Origin of the sequence: Fangia hongkongensis FSC776 = DSM 21703, assembly GCF_000379445.1 — a bacterium.
In the GTDB taxonomy this organism is placed as follows: Bacteria; Pseudomonadota; Gammaproteobacteria; order Francisellales; family Francisellaceae; genus Fangia; species Fangia hongkongensis.
On sequence record NZ_KB902251.1, the window covers coordinates 129,040 to 148,167 of the forward strand.

At 40.6% G+C, this 19,128-nt stretch carries 17 protein-coding genes, 1 tRNA gene and 1 other RNA gene; 1 reads left to right on the forward strand and 18 read right to left on the reverse strand.

The features are described from left to right. Positions 1-161: 161 nt before the first annotated feature. The 3 genes from rnpB to A37Q_RS0106750 all read right to left on the reverse strand — a co-directional run bounded on the left by rnpB (position 162) and on the right by A37Q_RS0106750 (position 2,718). An RNA gene (gene rnpB, locus A37Q_RS15855) (RNase P RNA component class A) lies at positions 162-501 on the reverse strand. A gap of 6 nt (positions 502-507) precedes the next feature. Continuing rightward, positions 508-1,167 (reverse strand): DNA-binding protein, encoded by a 660-nt coding sequence (locus A37Q_RS0106745; protein WP_018299520.1) that lies wholly within the window; start codon positions 1,165-1,167, stop codon positions 508-510. A 324-nt stretch (positions 1,168-1,491) separates the two neighbouring features. Continuing rightward, complete coding sequence (locus tag A37Q_RS0106750) at positions 1,492-2,718, reverse strand: amino acid permease (RefSeq protein ID WP_018299521.1); 1,227 nt, start codon at positions 2,716-2,718, stop codon at positions 1,492-1,494. A 229-nt stretch (positions 2,719-2,947) separates the two neighbouring features. Between A37Q_RS0106750 and A37Q_RS0106755 the strand changes: the two genes are divergently transcribed. After that, complete coding sequence (locus A37Q_RS0106755; RefSeq protein WP_018299522.1) at positions 2,948-4,135, forward strand: hypothetical protein; 1,188 nt, start codon at positions 2,948-2,950, stop codon at positions 4,133-4,135. A 31-nt stretch (positions 4,136-4,166) separates the two neighbouring features. On the opposite strand, the gene nuoN is transcribed toward A37Q_RS0106755, so the two are convergent. From nuoN to A37Q_RS0106830, 15 genes are all read right to left on the reverse strand, one after another. Further along, complete coding sequence (nuoN, locus tag A37Q_RS0106760; RefSeq protein ID WP_234393866.1) at positions 4,167-5,609, reverse strand: NADH-quinone oxidoreductase subunit NuoN; 1,443 nt, start codon at positions 5,607-5,609, stop codon at positions 4,167-4,169. Between the two features lie 8 nt (positions 5,610-5,617). Continuing rightward, positions 5,618-7,231, reverse strand: a complete 1,614-nt coding sequence (locus A37Q_RS0106765; RefSeq protein ID WP_018299524.1) for a complex I subunit 4 family protein — start codon at positions 7,229-7,231, stop codon at positions 5,618-5,620. A 28-nt stretch (positions 7,232-7,259) separates the two neighbouring features. Beyond that, a complete protein-coding gene (gene nuoL, locus A37Q_RS0106770; RefSeq protein WP_018299525.1) occupies positions 7,260-9,269 on the reverse strand; it encodes an NADH-quinone oxidoreductase subunit L in 2,010 nt (669 codons plus the stop codon). 2 nt (positions 9,270-9,271) lie between these two features. Beyond that, positions 9,272-9,589: an NADH-quinone oxidoreductase subunit NuoK gene (nuoK, locus tag A37Q_RS0106775; RefSeq protein WP_026196571.1), complete on the reverse strand. Its 318-nt coding sequence runs from the start codon at positions 9,587-9,589 to the stop codon at positions 9,272-9,274. Further along, positions 9,582-10,202 (reverse strand): NADH-quinone oxidoreductase subunit J, encoded by a 621-nt coding sequence (locus A37Q_RS0106780; RefSeq protein WP_018299527.1) that lies wholly within the window; start codon positions 10,200-10,202, stop codon positions 9,582-9,584. Before A37Q_RS0106780 ends, nuoK begins: the two co-directional genes overlap by 8 nt. Before the next feature lie 8 nt (positions 10,203-10,210). Beyond that, positions 10,211-10,705, reverse strand: coding sequence for an NADH-quinone oxidoreductase subunit NuoI (gene nuoI / locus A37Q_RS0106785; protein WP_018299528.1), 495 nt, complete (start codon positions 10,703-10,705; stop codon positions 10,211-10,213). Positions 10,706-10,718: 13 nt separating this feature from the next. Then, positions 10,719-11,732, reverse strand: coding sequence for an NADH-quinone oxidoreductase subunit NuoH (nuoH, locus tag A37Q_RS0106790; RefSeq protein WP_018299529.1), 1,014 nt, complete (start codon positions 11,730-11,732; stop codon positions 10,719-10,721). Beyond that, the gene (gene nuoG / locus A37Q_RS0106795; RefSeq protein ID WP_018299530.1) at positions 11,729-14,143 is read right to left on the reverse strand and encodes an NADH-quinone oxidoreductase subunit NuoG; all 2,415 of its coding nucleotides are present in this window, start codon (positions 14,141-14,143) and stop codon (positions 11,729-11,731) included. Before nuoG ends, nuoH begins: the two co-directional genes overlap by 4 nt. 35 nt (positions 14,144-14,178) lie before the next feature. After that, on the reverse strand, positions 14,179-15,471 hold the full coding sequence (gene nuoF, locus A37Q_RS0106800) for an NADH-quinone oxidoreductase subunit NuoF (RefSeq protein ID WP_018299531.1): 1,293 nt from the start codon (positions 15,469-15,471) through the stop codon (positions 14,179-14,181). A 4-nt stretch (positions 15,472-15,475) separates the two neighbouring features. Next, positions 15,476-15,967 (reverse strand): NADH-quinone oxidoreductase subunit NuoE family protein, encoded by a 492-nt coding sequence (locus A37Q_RS0106805; protein WP_018299532.1) that lies wholly within the window; start codon positions 15,965-15,967, stop codon positions 15,476-15,478. 14 nt (positions 15,968-15,981) lie between these two features. Next, positions 15,982-17,235, reverse strand: coding sequence for an NADH-quinone oxidoreductase subunit D (locus tag A37Q_RS0106810; RefSeq protein ID WP_018299533.1), 1,254 nt, complete (start codon positions 17,233-17,235; stop codon positions 15,982-15,984). An 8-nt stretch (positions 17,236-17,243) separates the two neighbouring features. Beyond that, a complete protein-coding gene (locus A37Q_RS0106815) occupies positions 17,244-17,918 on the reverse strand; it encodes an NADH-quinone oxidoreductase subunit C (protein ID WP_018299534.1) in 675 nt (224 codons plus the stop codon). A 2-nt stretch (positions 17,919-17,920) separates the two neighbouring features. Further along, positions 17,921-18,406 carry a NuoB/complex I 20 kDa subunit family protein gene (locus A37Q_RS0106820; RefSeq protein ID WP_018299535.1) on the reverse strand — a complete coding sequence of 162 codons (486 nt, stop codon included), beginning with the start codon at positions 18,404-18,406 and terminating at the stop codon, positions 17,921-17,923. Continuing rightward, entirely contained in the window at positions 18,397-18,798 is a 402-nt protein-coding gene (ndhC, locus tag A37Q_RS0106825) for an NADH-quinone oxidoreductase subunit A (RefSeq protein ID WP_018299536.1), read from the reverse strand. Before ndhC ends, A37Q_RS0106820 begins: the two co-directional genes overlap by 10 nt. Positions 18,799-18,819: 21 nt before the next feature. Then, positions 18,820-18,906: transfer RNA gene (locus A37Q_RS0106830), tRNA-Leu, on the reverse strand. Between the last annotated feature and the right edge of the window lie 222 nt (positions 18,907-19,128).

The following is a 19,128-nucleotide window of genomic DNA, read 5'->3' on the forward strand; positions in this document are numbered from 1 at the left end:
CTTAGAATAACGAAATCACAACAATAAACATAGTCTTAATCGCGAATGTTATGCATTTTGACAATATTTTGAATATTCGGTTTTAAAAAGGTTATCCTTACAAGCCTCAACTCCACATAAAGCACAAAAATGCTTATGATAAATATAAATTTTCATAAATCATTGCAAGTTAGCCGATAAGCCGGGTTCTGTCATGAACAGTCATTTATCTAGGCTTAATGTCACCACTAAGCTCAAGCAGCCTACCCGATTGCCGTGCGAGCAACACGATTACAATTCTATTTGGCCTTGCTTCAGACGGGGTTTACCATGCCACCTATGTTACCACAGGCGCGGTGCGCTCTTACCACACCCTTTCACCCTTACCTACATAAGCAGGCGGTTTACTTTCTGCTGCACTTTCCGTAGGCTCACGCCCCCCAGATGTTATCTGGCGCCTTGCTCTATGAAGCCCGGACTTTCCTCGCCTAATAAATTAAGCGCGACTGTTTGGCCAACTTGCAAAACTCAACGCTTCAACTTTTGTCTTAGTGAAGCCATCTCTCTTTCATTTAAAATCTTCAACTTACTAAACTCGGCTGTGAGTGAAGCAAGCCTCTTTGCATTTTCTTTTTTAATCTCTCGAATTTCCTTTTCACTGTCCATACGCGCATTTAATGCTTCATTATGAGCCAGTTGATATGCTTCCAATGCTTTAACTCTTCGCTCTCTTACCAACATTAATGACAAGAAAAGCTTTTCAACAAGCGCATGCTCTTTTTTCAAGCGCTCCAAAGAAAAGTTCCCCATACTTGATCGAGCGGGTCCATTTGATGATCTTTGATTAAGGTATTGAGGTGGATTTCTATATTCTTTTCCAGAGGTTTGTTTTTTATCACGAAAACTCATATCCGGTCGACGAAGTCCATTTTTTTTGCCATTGTCGCCTTTAAATCGTTTATGTTCCTGCGCTCCTCTTCCTTTATCATAAGAAGATGCTTGATGTTTTGAAGCCCCTGATTTTTTCTGTGCTTTTTGCCAGCGGCCTAAAAGTACTGCAATTTGCGCATGTGTTCCTTTACCTAACTCACGGCGCATATACTCCAGCGTAACACGTTTCCCCTCAAGCATGAGTCTATCAGCTATAGCTGCAACTTCATCATAGGTTATATCTTTGCTATCAGGCATTTTTTCCTCAACATTTATTCATCTATTTATCAAACGTGATCTGATCGTTTTTTACCTTTTGAAAATCTTTCAATGAAAACGCATATTCCAGAACACGTTCATTCTTATTCAATACAGCTAATACATCTGTATTTTCACAAAACAAACCAAAACCTTATTAGCACCCTATCTACACCAAGCACACACTCTTTAAAAAATAGTCACGAAAGGAAGTGATACACTTTGAATAAAATTGCATATAAAACTAATTCAAAAGATAACTTAAAAGACATAGGCTTACTGTGAATTATCGCCAACATTGCTGATAAATTCAAGTAAAAACTTCTATAACATTGCCAACATACCAAAGCTTGCAAAAAACTGTAAAAGAATAATAAACACGCCTGCAAGTAAAACCAGCGTCAAAAACAGCTTACTTCGCATCGTATTTCTATTTTCTTTATTTCTCAGCGACCATGCCATCATCACAGGTAATACAATTAATAACACACAAACAAATATACTGGCGTAACCAAGCGCCGCCAAAAATCCATTAATAAAGAACACCGCAAAAATAAGGGGTGGCAGATAGGTTATTGCCGCATTTAAAAGCCTTGCTTTGGTTGAGCTTTTTAAGCGATAGGCATCTTGGTTAAAGTGAAAAAGTGCAAGCGTCACACCAAGAAATGAAGTCGTCACCGCAATATTAGAAAATGCAATGATAAATCCACTTGCCGCATTAGCACCAATTAAATAATGATAAGCAGAGCCCAAATCTCCACCATGATTCATCATAGATTTAAAACCATAACTCCCCGCCACCGGAATGACCCCAAGTGTTACAACAAGCCAAACAATATACACGATAAATGGTACGCTAGCCCCAGTAACAACAACCTTCTTCAACACCTGATCATTTTGAAAATAATTTCTAATAGTTGGAATCACAATATGAAAACCAAATGAGGTAATTAAAATAGGAAAAGAGAACCAAACATAGCTTATCCCCATGCTTTGAGTAGATAAAAGCGCCCCTTGCACATGCGGAACAACAAAAACAATCAACCCTATAAAGCAAAGCCCTTTTAATGAAAAGAAAAGTTTATTTAAATTATCTACCGCCTGCGTTCCAACATAGACAATCACACCCAAAACACCACAAAAAATCAGCGCCCCATACCAAGTGGGTGCTAAGGAGGAAATATGAAAAACATATTGATCAATAAGTCCGCCGCCCATTGAGATATAGGCTGTCGTTAACGCATAAAGAAGCAATAGATATGCAATCCAGTTAACAATTTGCCCTGCGCGCCCTAGCGTCGCCTTTGCCATTGTATTAAGGTCTGTATGAAGTGGCTGGCGAATATTCACCTCTACAATCAAAAGCGCCGTGATCATCATGATGATCCAGTTGATAAATAACAACACCACAGCCGACTCAAAACCAACAGCCGCAACGGCAGCGGGAATACCCAGCATCCCTGCGCCAATGGATGTTCCTGCAATTAAGAGCACCCCACCTACTTTTTTAGAATGTGATACAGAGCGATCAATGCTTTGCGCTATCATCATCTAGAACTCATCTTGATAAAAACTAGCATCATAACGGCTTCAAAAATCATGCGCAAATAGTTTATTGGTTTTAACAGTATCTATTACCCCAACACCCCAGCACTAAAACCGTATCTACTACTATTTTCAAAGTCAAAAAAGTATGTTGAAATATTTAAGCTGCATGTGAGCTTAGCATGTGACATTTCACTAGGAACAATACAAATATAACTGTCAAGGAGACGGAACCATGCCCACAAATTATGCTGAAAAAATCACTACCATAGATGCCTATTCTCTTCCAGCCTTACTGGAAGAGATTGCAATCATATTTGAAATTTACGTCGACAAAAGAAGGGCTTTCCTAAAAAACTCAGGAAATAGTAGCGGGCTTGGTTGGAGAGGTAGCACACTTGGATCTAAACTATTTCGCCCAAAAGCAACACAAGCTAATATTGACTGTATCGAGCGCATAATCACATCTGTAGAGGAAGAATACAAAAAATATAAATCCCCTACTGAGCATCTGACTTTAAAAACCAACTCTCTTGAAATACTACGAAATGAAGTTATTAATTTAACTTATTATGGCAAGGCCAGAGAAATGGTGGATGCCACTATCGATGTGATTTCAAACTTTGATATTAGACCTATTGAAATACCATTATCACCTTTAACATCACAAGAGAGTCTTTCTTCCTTTATTGGGCAAAGAGTTATTGAGCCCTCTGGGTGTTATGACCTTAGTGATGTTTCACGAACACTGACACGAGGACTATCTAAAAATCCACGAGCACAAGGAAGGGAGTTATTAGAAGAACACAAAAATCAATATCAATTCGACCGAACTAACTTTACAGATCCCTTGGATTTTGATCCGACAAACTATATGCTGCTCATTCATATTGTGCGCTCTCTTGAAAGAGTCGTCTCTTTGCCTGACTATAAGATTAAAGAAGAGGACTGGCTCGGCAATGTAAGAGTGTTATCCACATCTGTGGTTACCCAACGAAACTATACACAATGGGGAAACTATGGCTTCTCCCTCGCTATTGATCCAAGACGTGTTCTGATTTCTAGCTATTGTGATTTATCATTCAATCTTCAAACCAGACAAAAACATGTTGCAATCTCTGAGGTACAGAGCTTAACAAGAGCTACCATGGACTCTCCTATCTTAGCTGTGAGAAAGCAGTTAGAGCACGGAACTAACTGGAATGAAATTTTAATTCGTGGAGACAAACAAAACAAACAAGATACAAACCCTCTTGGTACGCTACAGATAAACGGTGTCGTGATTTATAAAGATAAAGCAGATTCACAAGAAATGGCTCATGCACAAAAAATTGCTAGAGCCAATAAGCTACCACTACTTGAGCTTTCTTCAGAGCCTTTAGAACTGGATCCAACTGAATTACAATCTGATGGCTTATTATAATTTAAAGCGCAACTTCAACTTCTAATGCTTCTTAAAGAAGCACATAAACTGGATGTATCAAATTAACAAGTAACGCTGGGAACACGCCTAGAAGCAAAATTAAAATTGAATTGACACTAAGGCCCAGCAATGTGTTTTTATTTGCATGAATACGCGTCATTTCTTTTGGCTCATCAAAGTACATTACTTTAACAACGCGCAAATAGTAATAAGCTGCAATCACAGACATTACTAAGGCATAACCTGCAAGCACATAGTGCTGATGATCCACAAGCCCCATAATAACAAATAGTTTTGCAACAAAGCCTGAGAATGGAGGCACTCCTGCCATTGAAAACATATTAATCAAGATCAAAAAAGCAACCCATGGGTTTCTTCTATTAAGCCCTGCAAAATCAGAAAGGTTTTCAACATCATTACCCTTCACACTCAGCACAATCAACACACCAAATGACGCAGTTGCCATTAATACATAAACGATAATGTAATAAAGCGCGGTTGATACCGCCAGTGAATGAGGTGACAACATAAGCGCCAACAAAACAAAGCCAACATGAGAAACCGTCGAATAACCTAAAAGACGCTTCATATTTGTTTGTGCTAATGCCAAAAGATTACCAAAGAATATAGAAAGCACAGCAAGGACTGTTAGCACTTTTGTCCATGCAAAAGCTTGCGCTGGCATGCCTATCATTAAAATATTCACCAGCATAGCAAAGGCTGCAAGTTTCGGCACAGAACCCAAATAAGCAGTTACTGCATTTGGCGAGCCTTCATAAACATCTGGCACCCACATATGAAATGGAACAGCGCCAAGTTTAAAGGTTGCCGTTGCGATCATTAGCACCATTGCCACAAGCACAATGTTTAAATGTGCTGCATCTGGCGTTGCCAAATAAGTTCCAATATCACTTAGGTTTAAGCTTCCTGTAATCCCATAGATAAAAGACATACCATATAAGAGTATTCCAGAAGTGATTGCACCTAGAATAAAATATTTAATTGCAGCCTCAGCCCCAATAGCAAAGCCACGGCGAATTGCCAATAATGCATAAAGCGGCAAAGATAGTAACTCAAGACCAATGTAGATAGTCAAAAGGCTGTGCGCTGAAACAAGGGTAATCGCACCTAGAATCGATAAAAGTGATAATACATAAAACTCACCCTTTGGTAGATTTCGATCTTGCAGGTAGTCTTTGCCATAAATAAACACCAAAAATGCAGCAAGAAAAATAAACTCTTGCAAAATAAAGGTAAATGCGTTTGAAGTAGTATGACCATCGAATCCAACAAATACCGGTGTAATGTACTGTTTAAAGGTCACCCAAGCCGCGATAATTAAAAATACTTGCGTTAAAATGTATGCAAGGCTTTTGATGTATTTGCCCAAAAACAAATCCGATAACATCACAACAATAGCTGCAATAGCAATTGTGATTTCAGGCAATACGGTGATAATATTTGCTAACATCATATCTCATCTTATCCTATTGTTATCGCATGTGCAGCTTGAATGATATGCGTTGAAGCCGCCGAAGAAAGTTGGAGTATTGGTTCAGGGTAAAAACCAAATAGCACGGTTGGGATTGCCAACAGAACAAAAATAACAATTTCCACCCCTGAAATATCTTTTAAGTTTGCCACTTGATGTGATACGACTTTACCAAAGAAAATACGTCTATACATCCAAAGCGTATATGCTGGCGCTAGAATTAAGGTTAAACCAGCAAGAAGCGCAACCCACGGCGCATATTTAAATACCGCGAGGATAATTAAAAACTCACCCACAAAGCCACTTGTTCCCGGAAGGCCAATATTAGCAAGCGCAAATAACATAAAGAACGTTGCAAAAATCGGCATCGATCTAGCCACACCTTGAAAATCAGCAATCATCCTTGTTTGCATCCTAAGATACAAAAAGCCACAGCCTATAAACATCCCGCCTGAGGAGAATGCATGGGCAATCATCTGGAACACCGCACCTTGCACTGCCATATGCGCATCAGCAACCCCAAGGCTATAGTTAGGATTGTTTTTAACCAATAAGAAAATTGAAAATAGTGCTAAAGTTACAAGACCCATATGTGAAATGGATGAATAAGCAATCAAACGCTTAAAGTCAGTCTGGGCAATTGCAACGATACCGACATAGACAATAGCAATTAATGAAATACCAACCAAAAACCAATCAAGCGTTGCTGTAATTGCTGGAATAAGCGGTAATACAAAACGTAAAAAACCATATGCCCCTAGCTTTAACATCAAAGCTGCCAGCACAACAGAACCACCAGCTGGCGCCTCAGAGTGCGCATCTGGAAGCCATGAGTGAAACGGCCACATTGGAATTTTAACAGCAAACGCCAAGAAAAATGCACCAAATAGTAGCCACTGCGCTGTCAAGGTTAAATTAACCAGCTGACCTGTATCGTTTACTTGCGTCGCCCAATGAATAAAGTTTGCAATTGAGAAAGTGCCACTATTAACAAGCTCATTGGCTGGCATTAGCGCCACTTCGTGTTGAATGTATAATAATGCCAAAAGCAGAAATACTGAGCCTGCGAAGGTATATAAGAAGTACTTAAGCGCTGCATATGCTTTTTTCTTGCCACCCCAGATACCAATACCAAGCGTAGTTGGAATAAGGAGCGCCTCCCAGAAAAAGTAAAACAACATGGTATCTTGCGCAGCAAATACACCATTTGTAAGACCTGTGGTAATCAAGAATATAGCCATATGCTGGCGAAGTCTAAAGCTAATGCTATTCCATGCTGCAAGGATAATAACAAGATTTGTAAAGCAGGTCAGAATAATAAAAAGCACTGAGAAACCATCGACACCTAGATGATAGTAGACAGCATCTCCTGTACCAAATAAGCTAAACCAACGATATTGCTCGACAAATTGCATACTCGCACTTGAGGAGTTAAAATCAAGATAAAGCGGGATACATAACAAAAGGGTCACGATAGAGACAGCAAGTGCACTCCAGCGCGCTGCTTCTTTTTTACCATCTGAAGATTTCGCCGCCAATACAGCAAAACCACCAATAATAGGCACCCATATCAATAAGCTTAATAAGTGGTGGGTTATAAACATAGTATTAAATTTCCTCTAACCGACCTTGTTAGTTTACCCAAAAAATTAGCCATATAATCAGTGCAATGACACCAATTAACAAGACCAACGCATAATCATAAATATACCCACGCTGTACTTTGCGAAGCTTTTTACCTGTCAGATAAATCGCACCAGCACTACCATGAACAATAACCTTATCAATTAAGAATATATCAATAACAACCCAAAAGAACTTCGCTAAAAGAATAACGCCTTTAACAAATACAAGCTCATAAAGACCATCGATAAAGTATTTCTTAACAAGGATATGATGCAAAATACCAAAGCCTGATCTGACTTCACTTAAGTATTTTGGAATGCTTGGCGCAACGACATAGAATATATAAGCCATCACAAGCGCAATGATCGCAAGCCAAAATGGTACCGTTTGCACTGAGTGTGCAATATAATCCCATGGTGTTTTTGTAAAGGGCTCACTTGCCAATGCTGACACAACGGTCATATTACCAAGCGCAGGTTGAATGTACTGCGCAACCGTATCACCAAAAATACCCTGATGCACATTTAAGTTTGGCGTAAGCGCCGCTTCAAAAAATAGCATTCCTGCAAAAATAGAAGCGATCGCAAGCACAATAAGCGGAATCAAAATACTCATTGGTGACTCTTTTAAATGCGAGCGCGTATGCGCATCCATTCTTGGCTTACCATGAAAGGTCATAAAAATCATTCTGAACGTATAAAAAGAAGTGACAAAGGCACAAGCAAGCACAAGGTAATAGGCAAATTCATGCCCCGGAAGCGTTGTTATTTGCGCCGCTTCAATAATTAAATCCTTAGAAAAGAAGCCTGATAACGGCGGAATAGCTGCAAGCGCCCAACCGCCAATAATCATACATAGATAAGTAATTGGCATATATTTTCTAAGACCACCCATCTTACGCATATCTTGCTCATGATGCATAGCAACAATAACCGAACCTGCCGCCAAGAATAAAAGCGCCTTGAACATTGCGTGTGTCATTAAATGGAACATACCGATTGAAAAACCTGATGCACCTTGCGCCACCATCATATAACCAAGCTGCGAGAGCGTACAATAAGCGATCACACGTTTGATGTCCATTTGCACAATCGCAATCAAGCCCATAAATAAACAGGTGATCGCACCAATAATCATCACAAAGCTAAGCGCAGTTGCTGAATGGATAAACATAGGTGAGAGTCTTGCAACCATAAAGACCCCAGCTGTCACCATCGTCGCTGCGTGGATCAATGCGGAAATAGGTGTCGGGCCTTCCATTGAACCCTCAAGCCATGTATGAAGTGGAAACTGTGCCGATTTACCCATTGCACCAATAAATAACAGCACGCACATCAAAGTAATTGGGCTAAACTCCATACCCAAGAATGAGATCATATGCGTATTATCAAGATTGGCAACTGCTGTGAAAACCGTATTGTAATCAATTGAACCTGTATAGTAGATGACTGCTCCGATTCCTAATAAAAAGCCCAAATCACCAACGCGGTTGATAATAAAAGCACGAAGGCTTGCTTCATTTGCAGAGTCTTTATTAAAGTAAAACCCAATTAATAGATATGAAAATAACCCTACACCTTCCCAGCCGAAAAATAACAGCAGGAAGTTATTGCCCATCACCAAGCAAAGCATCGCAAAAGTAAAGCCTGAGATATATGCAAAAAAGCGTGCATAACCCTCTTCACCACGCATATACCCCATAGAGTAGATATGAACCAGCATGGAAACGAAGGTCACAATCAGCATCATAAACACACTTAAACGATCAACTGTAAAGGATACTTTCATCCCAATGCTTGGAAACATTGCCCAGTCAAAATAGGTCGCTGTGAATGTTTGATTTTGGAAAAATACGCCATAGGCAAGCATCAAGCTCAAAACAAAGGAAAGCCCAACCAGAATAATCGTAACAAAATTGACACCTGAGAGTTTAATCTTCTTTGGAAAAAACCCTGCTAGAATCGCGCCTAAAGCTGGTGCTAGAAGAATAACAGCTATAATAAAATCAGTATCCATGCCTAGCCCTTAAGTGTATTCAGTTTACTAACATCAATTGTTTTACGCGTTCTAAATAGAACCACTACAATCGCAAGTCCAATTGCCGCCTCTGCCGCTGCAACAGTTAATATGAAAAAGACAAACACATCACCTGTGCTCTGCTTTAACATGCTTGAGAAGGTCACAAAGTTGGTGTTAACTGCTAATAGCATGAGCTCAATTGACATGAGCAGCACCAAAAGATTGCGTCGATTCATAATAATCCCAGCAATACTAATACAAAAGATAATGGCACTAAAAATCAGATAGTGTGTTGCTGGAACAGGAATACTAGTCATCATTCGATGCTCCTTTATCTTGCTTGTTTTGCTTTTTCTCAGCATTCATCTTAATCATGGTTAAACGCTCATTTGGATCTGTCTTAATTTGTATCGCAGGATTAATTGATTTATTGCCAGGTTTTTTGCCTCGAAAAGTCAATGTGATTGCCGCTACCATTGCAGCTAAAAGCACCATTGCAGCAAGCTCAAAGGCATACAAATAGCCATCAGAGAACATCTCCTCTCCAAGCGCCCGAACAGTTCCATGACCGCCTGAAAGCATACTACCGGCGAATGTGTGGCTCACTAATATCGAAATAAGCACCGCCAAAACAGCACATAACAAAATCACCACTGGCCAATAAAAAACCAGCTTCTTTTGTTTTGTCGCGACATCGATATCTATCATCATCACCACAAATAAAAACATCACAAGCACGGCGCCAACATAAATTACAATTAGCAAAAGAGCCAAATACTCCTGCTGCATCGTAATCCAAACACCAGCTGCTGCAAAGAAAGTGAATACTTTTGCAATGACCGCTCGCACGGGGTTTCTTGAGCTGACAACCAATAGCGCACCAATGATGGTCAGGGCAGCAAAAATATAAAATACAATATTAACTGTCATCTTCGCCCCTATCTAAATGCTTTATCCATTGCTCGGTCATGCGCAATTTCTTGTTCATACTTATCACCCATTGCCAGAAGCTTTGCCTTGGTCATTATATTTTCACCACGATTTTCAAAATGGTATTCAAAAACACGCGTCTCAACAATTGAGTCAACTGGACATGACTCTTCACAAAAACCACAAAAAATACATTTAAAGAGATCAATTTCATATTTTGTTGTTCGCCTAGAGCCATCTTCTTGGCGCGGACCGGCTTCAATCGTAATTGCCAGCGCAGGACATACCACCTCACACAACTTGCATGCAATACAACGCTCTTCGCCATTCTCATAACGCCTTAGTGCATGAAGCCCTCTAAAGCGCCCCGACTGCGGTGTTTTTTCATCTGGATATTGCACTGTCACCTTGCGTGTGAAAAAGTGCTTTCCTGTGATTTTCAACCCTTTTAATAATTCCCATAATAAAAAGGTCTTACAATAGCGTTTTATCGCTTTAAACATATTCGCTCCTAACCTACCACCAAGGTCCAAGACCCAACTTGACCATGAAGGCAACGACAATCACCCAAACCAATGTTAATGGAATAAACACCTTCCAACCAAGACGCATCAATTGATCATAACGATAGCGTGGGAAAGTTGCTCGAATCCACAAAAACATAAACATGAAAATTCCGGTTTTAATAAATAGCCAAATCATCCCCGGCACAAATGAAAAAATATCCTCTAAAACAGGAATATGTGAAAAAGGAGACAGCCAACCACCCAAGAAAAACACAGCCGTTAAAAGGCTAATTAAAATCATATTGGCATATTCTGCCAAAAAGAATAAGGCAAAACGCGCCCCTGAATATTCAACATGGTGACCGGCAATAATCTCAGATTCCCCTTCAACCACATCAAATGGTGCACGGTTCGTCTCGGCAACACCTGAAATAAAATAAACAACAAACAAAGGAAATAGCGGAATGAAATACCAATGCCAAATTCCACCTTGCTGCGTTTCTACTATATGTGACAAATTAAGTGAACCCGCTGCAATTAACACGCCGACAATTGCAAAACCCATTGCTAGTTCATAAGAGACAACCTGCGCCGCAGCACGAAGCGCACCAAACATAGCATACTTTGAATTAGACGCCCATCCCGCAATAACCACACCGTATACAGCGATAGAAGTCATGGCTAAAATATATAGCACCCCTGAATTTAAATCAGACAGCGCAAGCCCTTGCCCAAAAGGAACCACCGCCCATGCAGCATAAGCTGGTGCAAAGGCCAACATCGGTGCAATAAAAAACAAATAGCGATTTGATTTAGTTGGGATGATAATCTCTTTTAATAATAGCTTTACCGCATCAACAATTGGCTGCAATAATCCAAATGAGCCAACTCGGTTTGGTCCCACCCTATCTTGCATATAGCCAATTACTTTGCGCTCAGCATATGTGTAATATGCCACGACCAATATCAGAGGAATAACAATCAATAAGATTTTTAAAACGATCCAGATAATGTTTAAAATCATGATACTGTCACCTCTACTTCAACCGGCTTAATTTTAACACTAGCCCCACGATAAGCACAAGGTGAAAGAAGCTCAAAAGGCACTGCAATCGTGCTATTTGCAATATTCTCATCAATCTTAACATCAAATTGATAAGATCCATCCTCAAAGGAGATCTCCACTTGCAATGCATCATGCTTGATTTGATGTTTTTTTGCCATCTCAGGAGAGATTCTAACAATCATGGCATCTTTGGCATCTTGTGTATTTTGAAGTGCATTTGATCGCCTTAAAAGAGCGTCCGTGCGATACATAGAAACTACAGACAGCAAATTAATTTCATCATCGAGCTCTGGCAAAGCATCACCTAAAACAGTAATTAAAGGGGCTTCAAACTCACCTTTTTCTAACGCATCTAACTCATCAAAGACTTCTTTATTTGTTTGGTACTCAAAGCCTTCAAGTGATAACAAGTTACCAAGCACACGTAATACTTTCCACAAAGGCTTAGACTCATGACAAGGCGCAATAACAGCGCCAAAGCTTTGACAGTCACCAACAATATTATAATATGACCCTTCTGTTTCAAAGTGCGTTGCCATTGGCAGCATAATATCAGCATACTCTCTAGCATACTCATTATCATATGCATTCATATAAACAACAATATCTGTCTTTGTAAGTGCCTTAAGTGATTCAGCACCTAAAATACTGTCTTTCTCTGGCTCAACACCTGCTAATAATAAAAGTTTAGTGTCACCCACGCCCTGAAGCACTTCTTTAGCAGTTATACCAGAAGATGGATGCTTCACACCTTGAGCCTCATACTCAGGTGTTGCCCCTGCCAATAAAGCGCCTTTTGCATTTGCATTAAAGCTTAAGATGCCACCTTTAGCACCAATAAGCTCGCGAAGCGCATTTGCTAAGAAGTAGATCTTGTCAAAATATGGATTTAAGATTGCATCAAACCCTGTAATCACAACCGGCGCATTCGATGCAGCAAGTTTAACCGCCACATTTTCAATTGCTTCACTGATTTCAAGTGGTGCAAGCCATTTTTTTAGTATATCTTTTGACGGCAATTCTTTTGACACACGTTGAGAGAGTGCTTTTAATAATGCAGCTAGCGCATATACAAGCTCATTGGCTTCAGCCACTACACTTTGAACCGGATAGTTAAAATCATAAGCTTGGCTATTGATAGCAAATACATTGGCACCATTTTTTTCGGCCTTATGCACACGATGATTTAAAAGCGGAACCTCTTTACGCAAAAAGCTTCCAATAAGCAAAACGGTATCTGCTTTCTCAATATCTTCTAAGGAGCCATCGATTCCATAACCGCTATAAACACCCGAAGCAACAGCACCTTCTTTAATGCGCGTATCTATATTATTAGAGCCAACCTGACGCATCAGCTTTTGTAGCAAATAAAGTGACTCTGTTGTCAGGGACTCTGAAGCAACTGCCGCGATTGACTCAGCGCCAGATTCGGCTTTTGTCTGCTCGATTGCAACCTTAACAAAATCAAGCGCCTCTTCCCAAGAGACTTCATGCCACTCGTTATTTTTCTTAATCATTGGCGCCTTTAGGCGATCTTCAGCATTGACACCGATATAACTAAAACGATCTTTATCTGCCAACCAAGTTTCATTTGCTTTTTCATTTTCTTTTGGCACAAGACGCATTAACTGGCCACGGCGTGTGTGCGCATAAATGCTCGCTCCGATTGGATCTGCTGGAGAGATGCTAGCAGCCTGCTGAAGCTCCCATGCGCGCGCCTGAAAACGAAAAGGCTTTGATGTCAGTGCGCCCACTGGACACAAATCAATAATATTTCCTGAAAGCTCTGAGTTCACCGTTTTTTGAACATAGGTTGTAATTTCAGTATGATCACCTCGCCCCATAGCACCGAGTTCTTTCTCACCAGCGATCTCTTCACCAAAGCGAACACATCTTGTACACTGGATGCAGCGAGTCATGTCAGTTGAAACCAATGGTCCCAAATCAGGATCATCAAATGCACGTTTTGTTTCACTATACTTAGAGACATCTGGGCCATAGCCAACAGACATATCCTGAAGCTCACACTCACCGCCTTGATCACATATCGGACAATCAAGCGGATGGTTAATTAATAGAAACTCCATTACTTTTTTCTGATAGGAAAGTGTTTTGGCCGATTTGGTATACACCTTCATCCCATCCATCACAGGTGTAGCACAGGCTGGAGATGGTTTTCTTGCATTTTCAATATCCACCAGACACATGCGACAATTCGCAGCAACAGAGAGCTTTTTGTGATAGCAGAATCTTGGAATATAAATACCATGTTTATCAGCAACCTGAATCACCATTTCACCAGGCTCTGCATGATAAGCCTTGTCATTAATTTCAATGGTTAGCTGTTTTTGTGCTTCTTTTTCTGACACGGGTCTCACCCTTAAAATTATTTACTCTTTTAAACTCAATCGCTTAATTCAACAGATTCATTTGAAACAATACTGCGCTTATGTTTGATCATATACGCAAACTCATCTCTAAATTTTCTAATATAACTTTGCACAGGCCAAGCTGCAGCATCACCTAAACCACAAATCGTATTGCCTTCAATATTACAAGCAACACGCTCAAGGTTGTCTAAATCACTTTCTTTGCCTTCACCATGCAAAATACGCTCCAAAGTTCTGGCCATCCAGCCCGTACCCTCACGACAAGGCGTACACTGACCACATGACTCATCATAGTAAAACTCGGCAAGCCTTGCCAATATACTCACCATGCATGTTCCCTCAGCAATAACAACAACTGCCCCTGATCCAAGCATTGAGCCTGCTGCTGCAATCGCTTCATAATCCATTGTCAGCGCAAGCATCTCATCGCCTGTGAGAATCTTACATGAGCTTCCTCCGGGAATAACCGCTTTAATTTTTTTGCCACCTGTTACACCACCTGCTAGCTCTAAAAGCTTAGTAAAAGGAGTACCCAAACCAACTTCAAACACGCCGGGGTTATTCACATGCCCAGAGACACAAAAAAGCTTTGTACCGCCACTTTTTTCCGTTCCAAACTTCTGAAACCACTCACCACCATGCTCCATAATGGGAGGAACAGATGCATAGGTTTCGGTATTATTAATATTGGTTGGCTTTGCATACAAGCCTTTGTTTGCAGGGAAAGGCGGCTTAAAGCGCGGTTGACCTTTTTTGCCTTCAAGTGAATTTAAAAGTGCCGTTTCTTCACCACAAATATACGCACCTGCACCAATTGAGCAGAATAATTCAAAATCTATCCCCGAACCTTTGAGGTTTTTACCCAGTAGCCCAAGCGCTCTTGCTTCTTCTAAAGCGGCTTCAAAACGTGCAATTGGCTCGTAAAACTCACCGCGAATATAGTTATAGCCAACTGTTGAACCGGTGACATAGCCTGCAATCGCCATGCCTTCAATTAATTGATGCGGATTATTGCGTAATATTTCACGATCTTTACACGTTCCGGGCTCACCCTCATCCGAGTTACAAACAACATATTTTTGTCCCGGGAGATTTCTTGGCATAAAACTCCACTTCAAACCTGTTGGAAAACCAGCACCACCTCGACCACGAAGACCTGATTTTTTCAACTCTTCTATAATGACTTCTGGTGGAATTTTCTCTGCTAAAATTTTACGCCAATAAGAATAGCCACCAACTGATTCATAGGCTTGCATTGACCAAGGCTTATCAAGATGGAGTGTACGAAAACATACTTCATTAGCCATAAATCTACTCCAATGAATCTATAATTTGATCTACTTTTTCGATGGTCAAATTCTCATAAAAGACTTTATCCACCTCTAACATTGGTGCGCCACAACACGCCCCTTGGCATTCAACCGATCTTAATGTAATTCGACCATCTTCAGTGGTTTCACCAGCTTTAATGCCAAGCTTGTCTTCAATATGGGAAACAATTTTTTTGGCACCATTTAACATGCAAGAGACATTCGTGCATACATTTAACTTATGTCGCCCGACTTTTTCTAAATCATACATGCTGTAAAAAGTGGCCACCTCATATACTGAAGGTGCGGGCACATCTAAATAAAGCGCAAGTTTATCCATCAGCTCAGTAGTCAAAAACCCGCCATGCTCATCCTGAAGCACATGAAGTCCAGGCAGAATTACTGAACGTTTTTGATCTTTTGGATATCTTAATTCCCAAGCTTGCAGCTTCTTGATAATCTCTTGTGAAAATAACTCACTTTTTTCTAACATCTTACAAACCTAAATTATCTATCCACATCACCAAACACAATATCTTGCGTGGCAATAATTGCTGGCACATCCGACAGCATATGACCACTTAGCATTTCATTCATTGCACTTAAATGCGTAAACCCTGGCGCACGAATTTTTACACGATATGGCTTATTAGCCCCATCTGACACCAAGTATATACCAAACTCACCTTTAGGGTGTTCTGTACCAACATAAACTTCACCCTCAGGGACACAATAGCCTTCTGAGAACAATTTAAAATGATGAATAAGCGCTTCCATCGAATTTTTCATCTCATCACGCTTTGGTGGCGTCACTTTATGATTCTCCGCCATAATCGGACCTTCATTTTCTCTTAGCCACTGAACACATTGACGAATGATTTTATTCGATTCACGCATCTCTGCCATCCTAACCAAATAGCGATCATAGCAATCGCCATTTTTGCCAATTGGGACATCAAAATCCACTTCATCATAAACATCATACGGCTGTTTTTTACGCAAATCCCAAGCAATACCAGAGGCTCTAAGCATCGGCCCACCAAATCCAAGCGCCTTTGCTCTTTCTGGCGTCACCACACCAATACCAACGGTACGCTGCTTCCAAATACGGTTATTGGTTAAAAGCGCCTCATATTCATCCACACATTTTGGGAACCGCTCGGTAAAGTCCCAGATAAAATCTAGAAGTGAACCTTGGCGTGCTTTATTTCGCGCTTTTGTTTTCTTTTTTGAACTAAAACGAGAAGCTTCATATTTTGGCATTTCTAAAGGCAAATCACGTGCAACACCGCCAGGTCTAAAATAAGTTGCATGCATTCTAGCGCCGGAGACAGCTTCATAGCAGTCAAACAAATCCTCACGCTCACGAAACGCATACAAAAACATGGTCATCGCGCCCAAATCAAGCGAGTTTGCCGCCGTCCATAACAAATGATTTAAAATACGGGTAATCTCAGCAAACATCACACGGATATATTGCGCGCGTTTTGGTACATCAATATCCAAAAGCTTTTCAATTGCAAGCACATAGGCATGCTCATTACACATCATCGACACATAATCCAAGCGATCCATATAGCCAATACTTTGATTGTATGGCTTTGATTCTGCAAGTTTCTCTGTTCCTCTGTGCAAAAGCCCCACATGCGGATCAGCGCGCACAACGACCTCACCATCAAGCTCCAGCACCAAACGCAACACCCCATGCGCTGCTGGATGCACTGGACCAAAGTTCATGGTATAGTTTTTAAATTCTGCCATAGCTCAGCCTACTTCTCATCATCGCTTAAATAGCGATTATCTTGACGAATAACCTTTGGAGTATTGATTCTCGGATCAATTTCAACCGGTTCATACACAACGCGTTTTTGTTTTTCATCATAACGCATTTCAACATGACCACTTTGCGGAAAGTCTTTTCTAAAAGGGTGGCCAACAAAACCATAATCTGTCAGGATTCTTCTTAGATCAGGGTGACCGACAAAAATAATCCCAAACATATCAAATGCTTCACGCTCATTCCAGTTTGCAGATGGCCAAATTTCAACAACACTTGGCACCATCATATCTGCTTCAGTTAAATGAACTTTCACTCGCATCCGAACATTTAAAGAAAGGCTTAAAAGATGATAAACCACCGCAAAACGCTCTTTTGATGCATTTGGTTCTTTATGCAACAGCTCGCCATGAACAACCCCTCTTGAGAAGCCACTTGAAGTGGCGCTGTGTGTTTTCCATTCATCTTCACCATAGCAAAGATAATCCACACCAGAGACATCAATCAGCTGCTCAAACTTATAAACTTCTTTAAGTCTCGTTAATACGGTAATCAGGTCATCTTTTTTAACATTGACTGTGAATTCACTGTGCTGAAATGTGCTTGAAATAAACCGATCGCCAAAATCGCTTTTTAACTCTTCAACAAAAACTTTTGTAAAAGACATGGTTATTTCCTTGCAATTGTATTTGTACGTTTGATTTTATTTTGTAGTTGAATAATTCCATAAATCAGCGCCTCAGCTGTTGGCGGACAACCAGGGACATATATATCAACAGGCATAATTCGATCACAGCCTCTGACAACAGAATATGAATAGTGATAATAGCCGCCGCCATTCGCACAAGAGCCCATTGAAATCACCCATTTAGGGTTAGGCATTTGATCATATACCTTTCTTAGCGCTGGCGCCATTTTATTACAAAGCGTGCCTGCGACAATTAATACATCTGATTGCCTTGGGCTTGGTCTAAACACCACACCAAAGCGATCCAAATCATAACGCGCTGCGCCTGCGTGCATCATTTCAACAGCACAGCAAGCAAGTCCAAAGGTAACCGGCCACAAAGAGCCTGTTCTCACCCAATTTACTAAAGCATCTGCACTGGCAGTGACGAAGCCTTTATTTGCATTTAAGCCTTCTTCTACTCCCATTCTAATGCTCCTTTTTTCCACTCATAAATAAAGCCCACAAGTAAAATAAACAAGAAAATCATCATTGCAATAAAAGCTGCCCAAGAGATCCCAGCTGCCCCAGCAGTATCACGAACCAAAACGCCCCACGGAATCATAAAAGCAACTTCTAGATCAAATACAAGGAATAAAATCGCCACCAAATAAAAGCGCACATCAAATTTAATACGCGCATCTTCAAACTCTTCAAATCCGCACTCAAATGGTGCATTTTTCTCTGGAGAAGGTTTATGAACGCCGACAATAATAGAAAGCATCTTTCCGCCAACGGCCATCGCAACAGCAATCGCAAGCGCAACGATTAAAAAGATCAAAATAGGCAAAAAATCATGATATACATTATGTTGAAACATGCTGTATTTCCTTTCGTTTTATGGTGCCAAAGGCGGGACTCGAACCCGCACGACCTATCGGTCACCACCCCCTCAAGATGGCGTGTCTACCAATTCCACCACTTTGGCTAAATATAAACTTACAAAAAAGTTATTGCGCTTCTTTGGTTGTTTTGGTTGCAGGTTCAGAACCCTTTTTACTGTCTTCTTTTGCAACACTTGTATTATGCGTTGGCACTTTAGGTGCTAAAAGAGTGCTTGCATCAACCCCAACAGGCTTGCTTGACTGACTATGCGCTGCTGCGCCAGCTAAAAGCGCCTGTTGTTTAGCCTGCTGCTGTTGATAATCTG

Coding starts and splice junctions, on each gene's coding strand:
- A37Q_RS0106745 (WP_018299520.1), bottom strand. CDS start 1,167: ATGCCTGATAGCAAAGATATAACCTATGATGAAGTTGCAGCTATAGCT.
- A37Q_RS0106750 (WP_018299521.1), bottom strand. CDS start 2,718: ATGATGATAGCGCAAAGCATTGATCGCTCTGTATCACATTCTAAAAAA.
- A37Q_RS0106755 (WP_018299522.1), top strand. CDS start 2,948: ATGCCCACAAATTATGCTGAAAAAATCACTACCATAGATGCCTATTCT.
- nuoN (WP_234393866.1), bottom strand. CDS start 5,609: ATGATGTTAGCAAATATTATCACCGTATTGCCTGAAATCACAATTGCT.
- A37Q_RS0106765 (WP_018299524.1), bottom strand. CDS start 7,231: ATGTTTATAACCCACCACTTATTAAGCTTATTGATATGGGTGCCTATT.
- nuoL (WP_018299525.1), bottom strand. CDS start 9,269: ATGGATACTGATTTTATTATAGCTGTTATTCTTCTAGCACCAGCTTTA.
- nuoK (WP_026196571.1), bottom strand. CDS start 9,589: ATGACTAGTATTCCTGTTCCAGCAACACACTATCTGATTTTTAGTGCC.
- A37Q_RS0106780 (WP_018299527.1), bottom strand. CDS start 10,202: ATGACAGTTAATATTGTATTTTATATTTTTGCTGCCCTGACCATCATT.
- nuoI (WP_018299528.1), bottom strand. CDS start 10,705: ATGTTTAAAGCGATAAAACGCTATTGTAAGACCTTTTTATTATGGGAA.
- nuoH (WP_018299529.1), bottom strand. CDS start 11,732: ATGATTTTAAACATTATCTGGATCGTTTTAAAAATCTTATTGATTGTT.
- nuoF (WP_018299531.1), bottom strand. CDS start 15,471: ATGGCTAATGAAGTATGTTTTCGTACACTCCATCTTGATAAGCCTTGG.
- A37Q_RS0106805 (WP_018299532.1), bottom strand. CDS start 15,967: ATGTTAGAAAAAAGTGAGTTATTTTCACAAGAGATTATCAAGAAGCTG.
- A37Q_RS0106810 (WP_018299533.1), bottom strand. CDS start 17,235: ATGGCAGAATTTAAAAACTATACCATGAACTTTGGTCCAGTGCATCCA.
- A37Q_RS0106815 (WP_018299534.1), bottom strand. CDS start 17,918: ATGTCTTTTACAAAAGTTTTTGTTGAAGAGTTAAAAAGCGATTTTGGC.
- A37Q_RS0106820 (WP_018299535.1), bottom strand. CDS start 18,406: ATGGGAGTAGAAGAAGGCTTAAATGCAAATAAAGGCTTCGTCACTGCC.
- ndhC (WP_018299536.1), bottom strand. CDS start 18,798: ATGTTTCAACATAATGTATATCATGATTTTTTGCCTATTTTGATCTTT.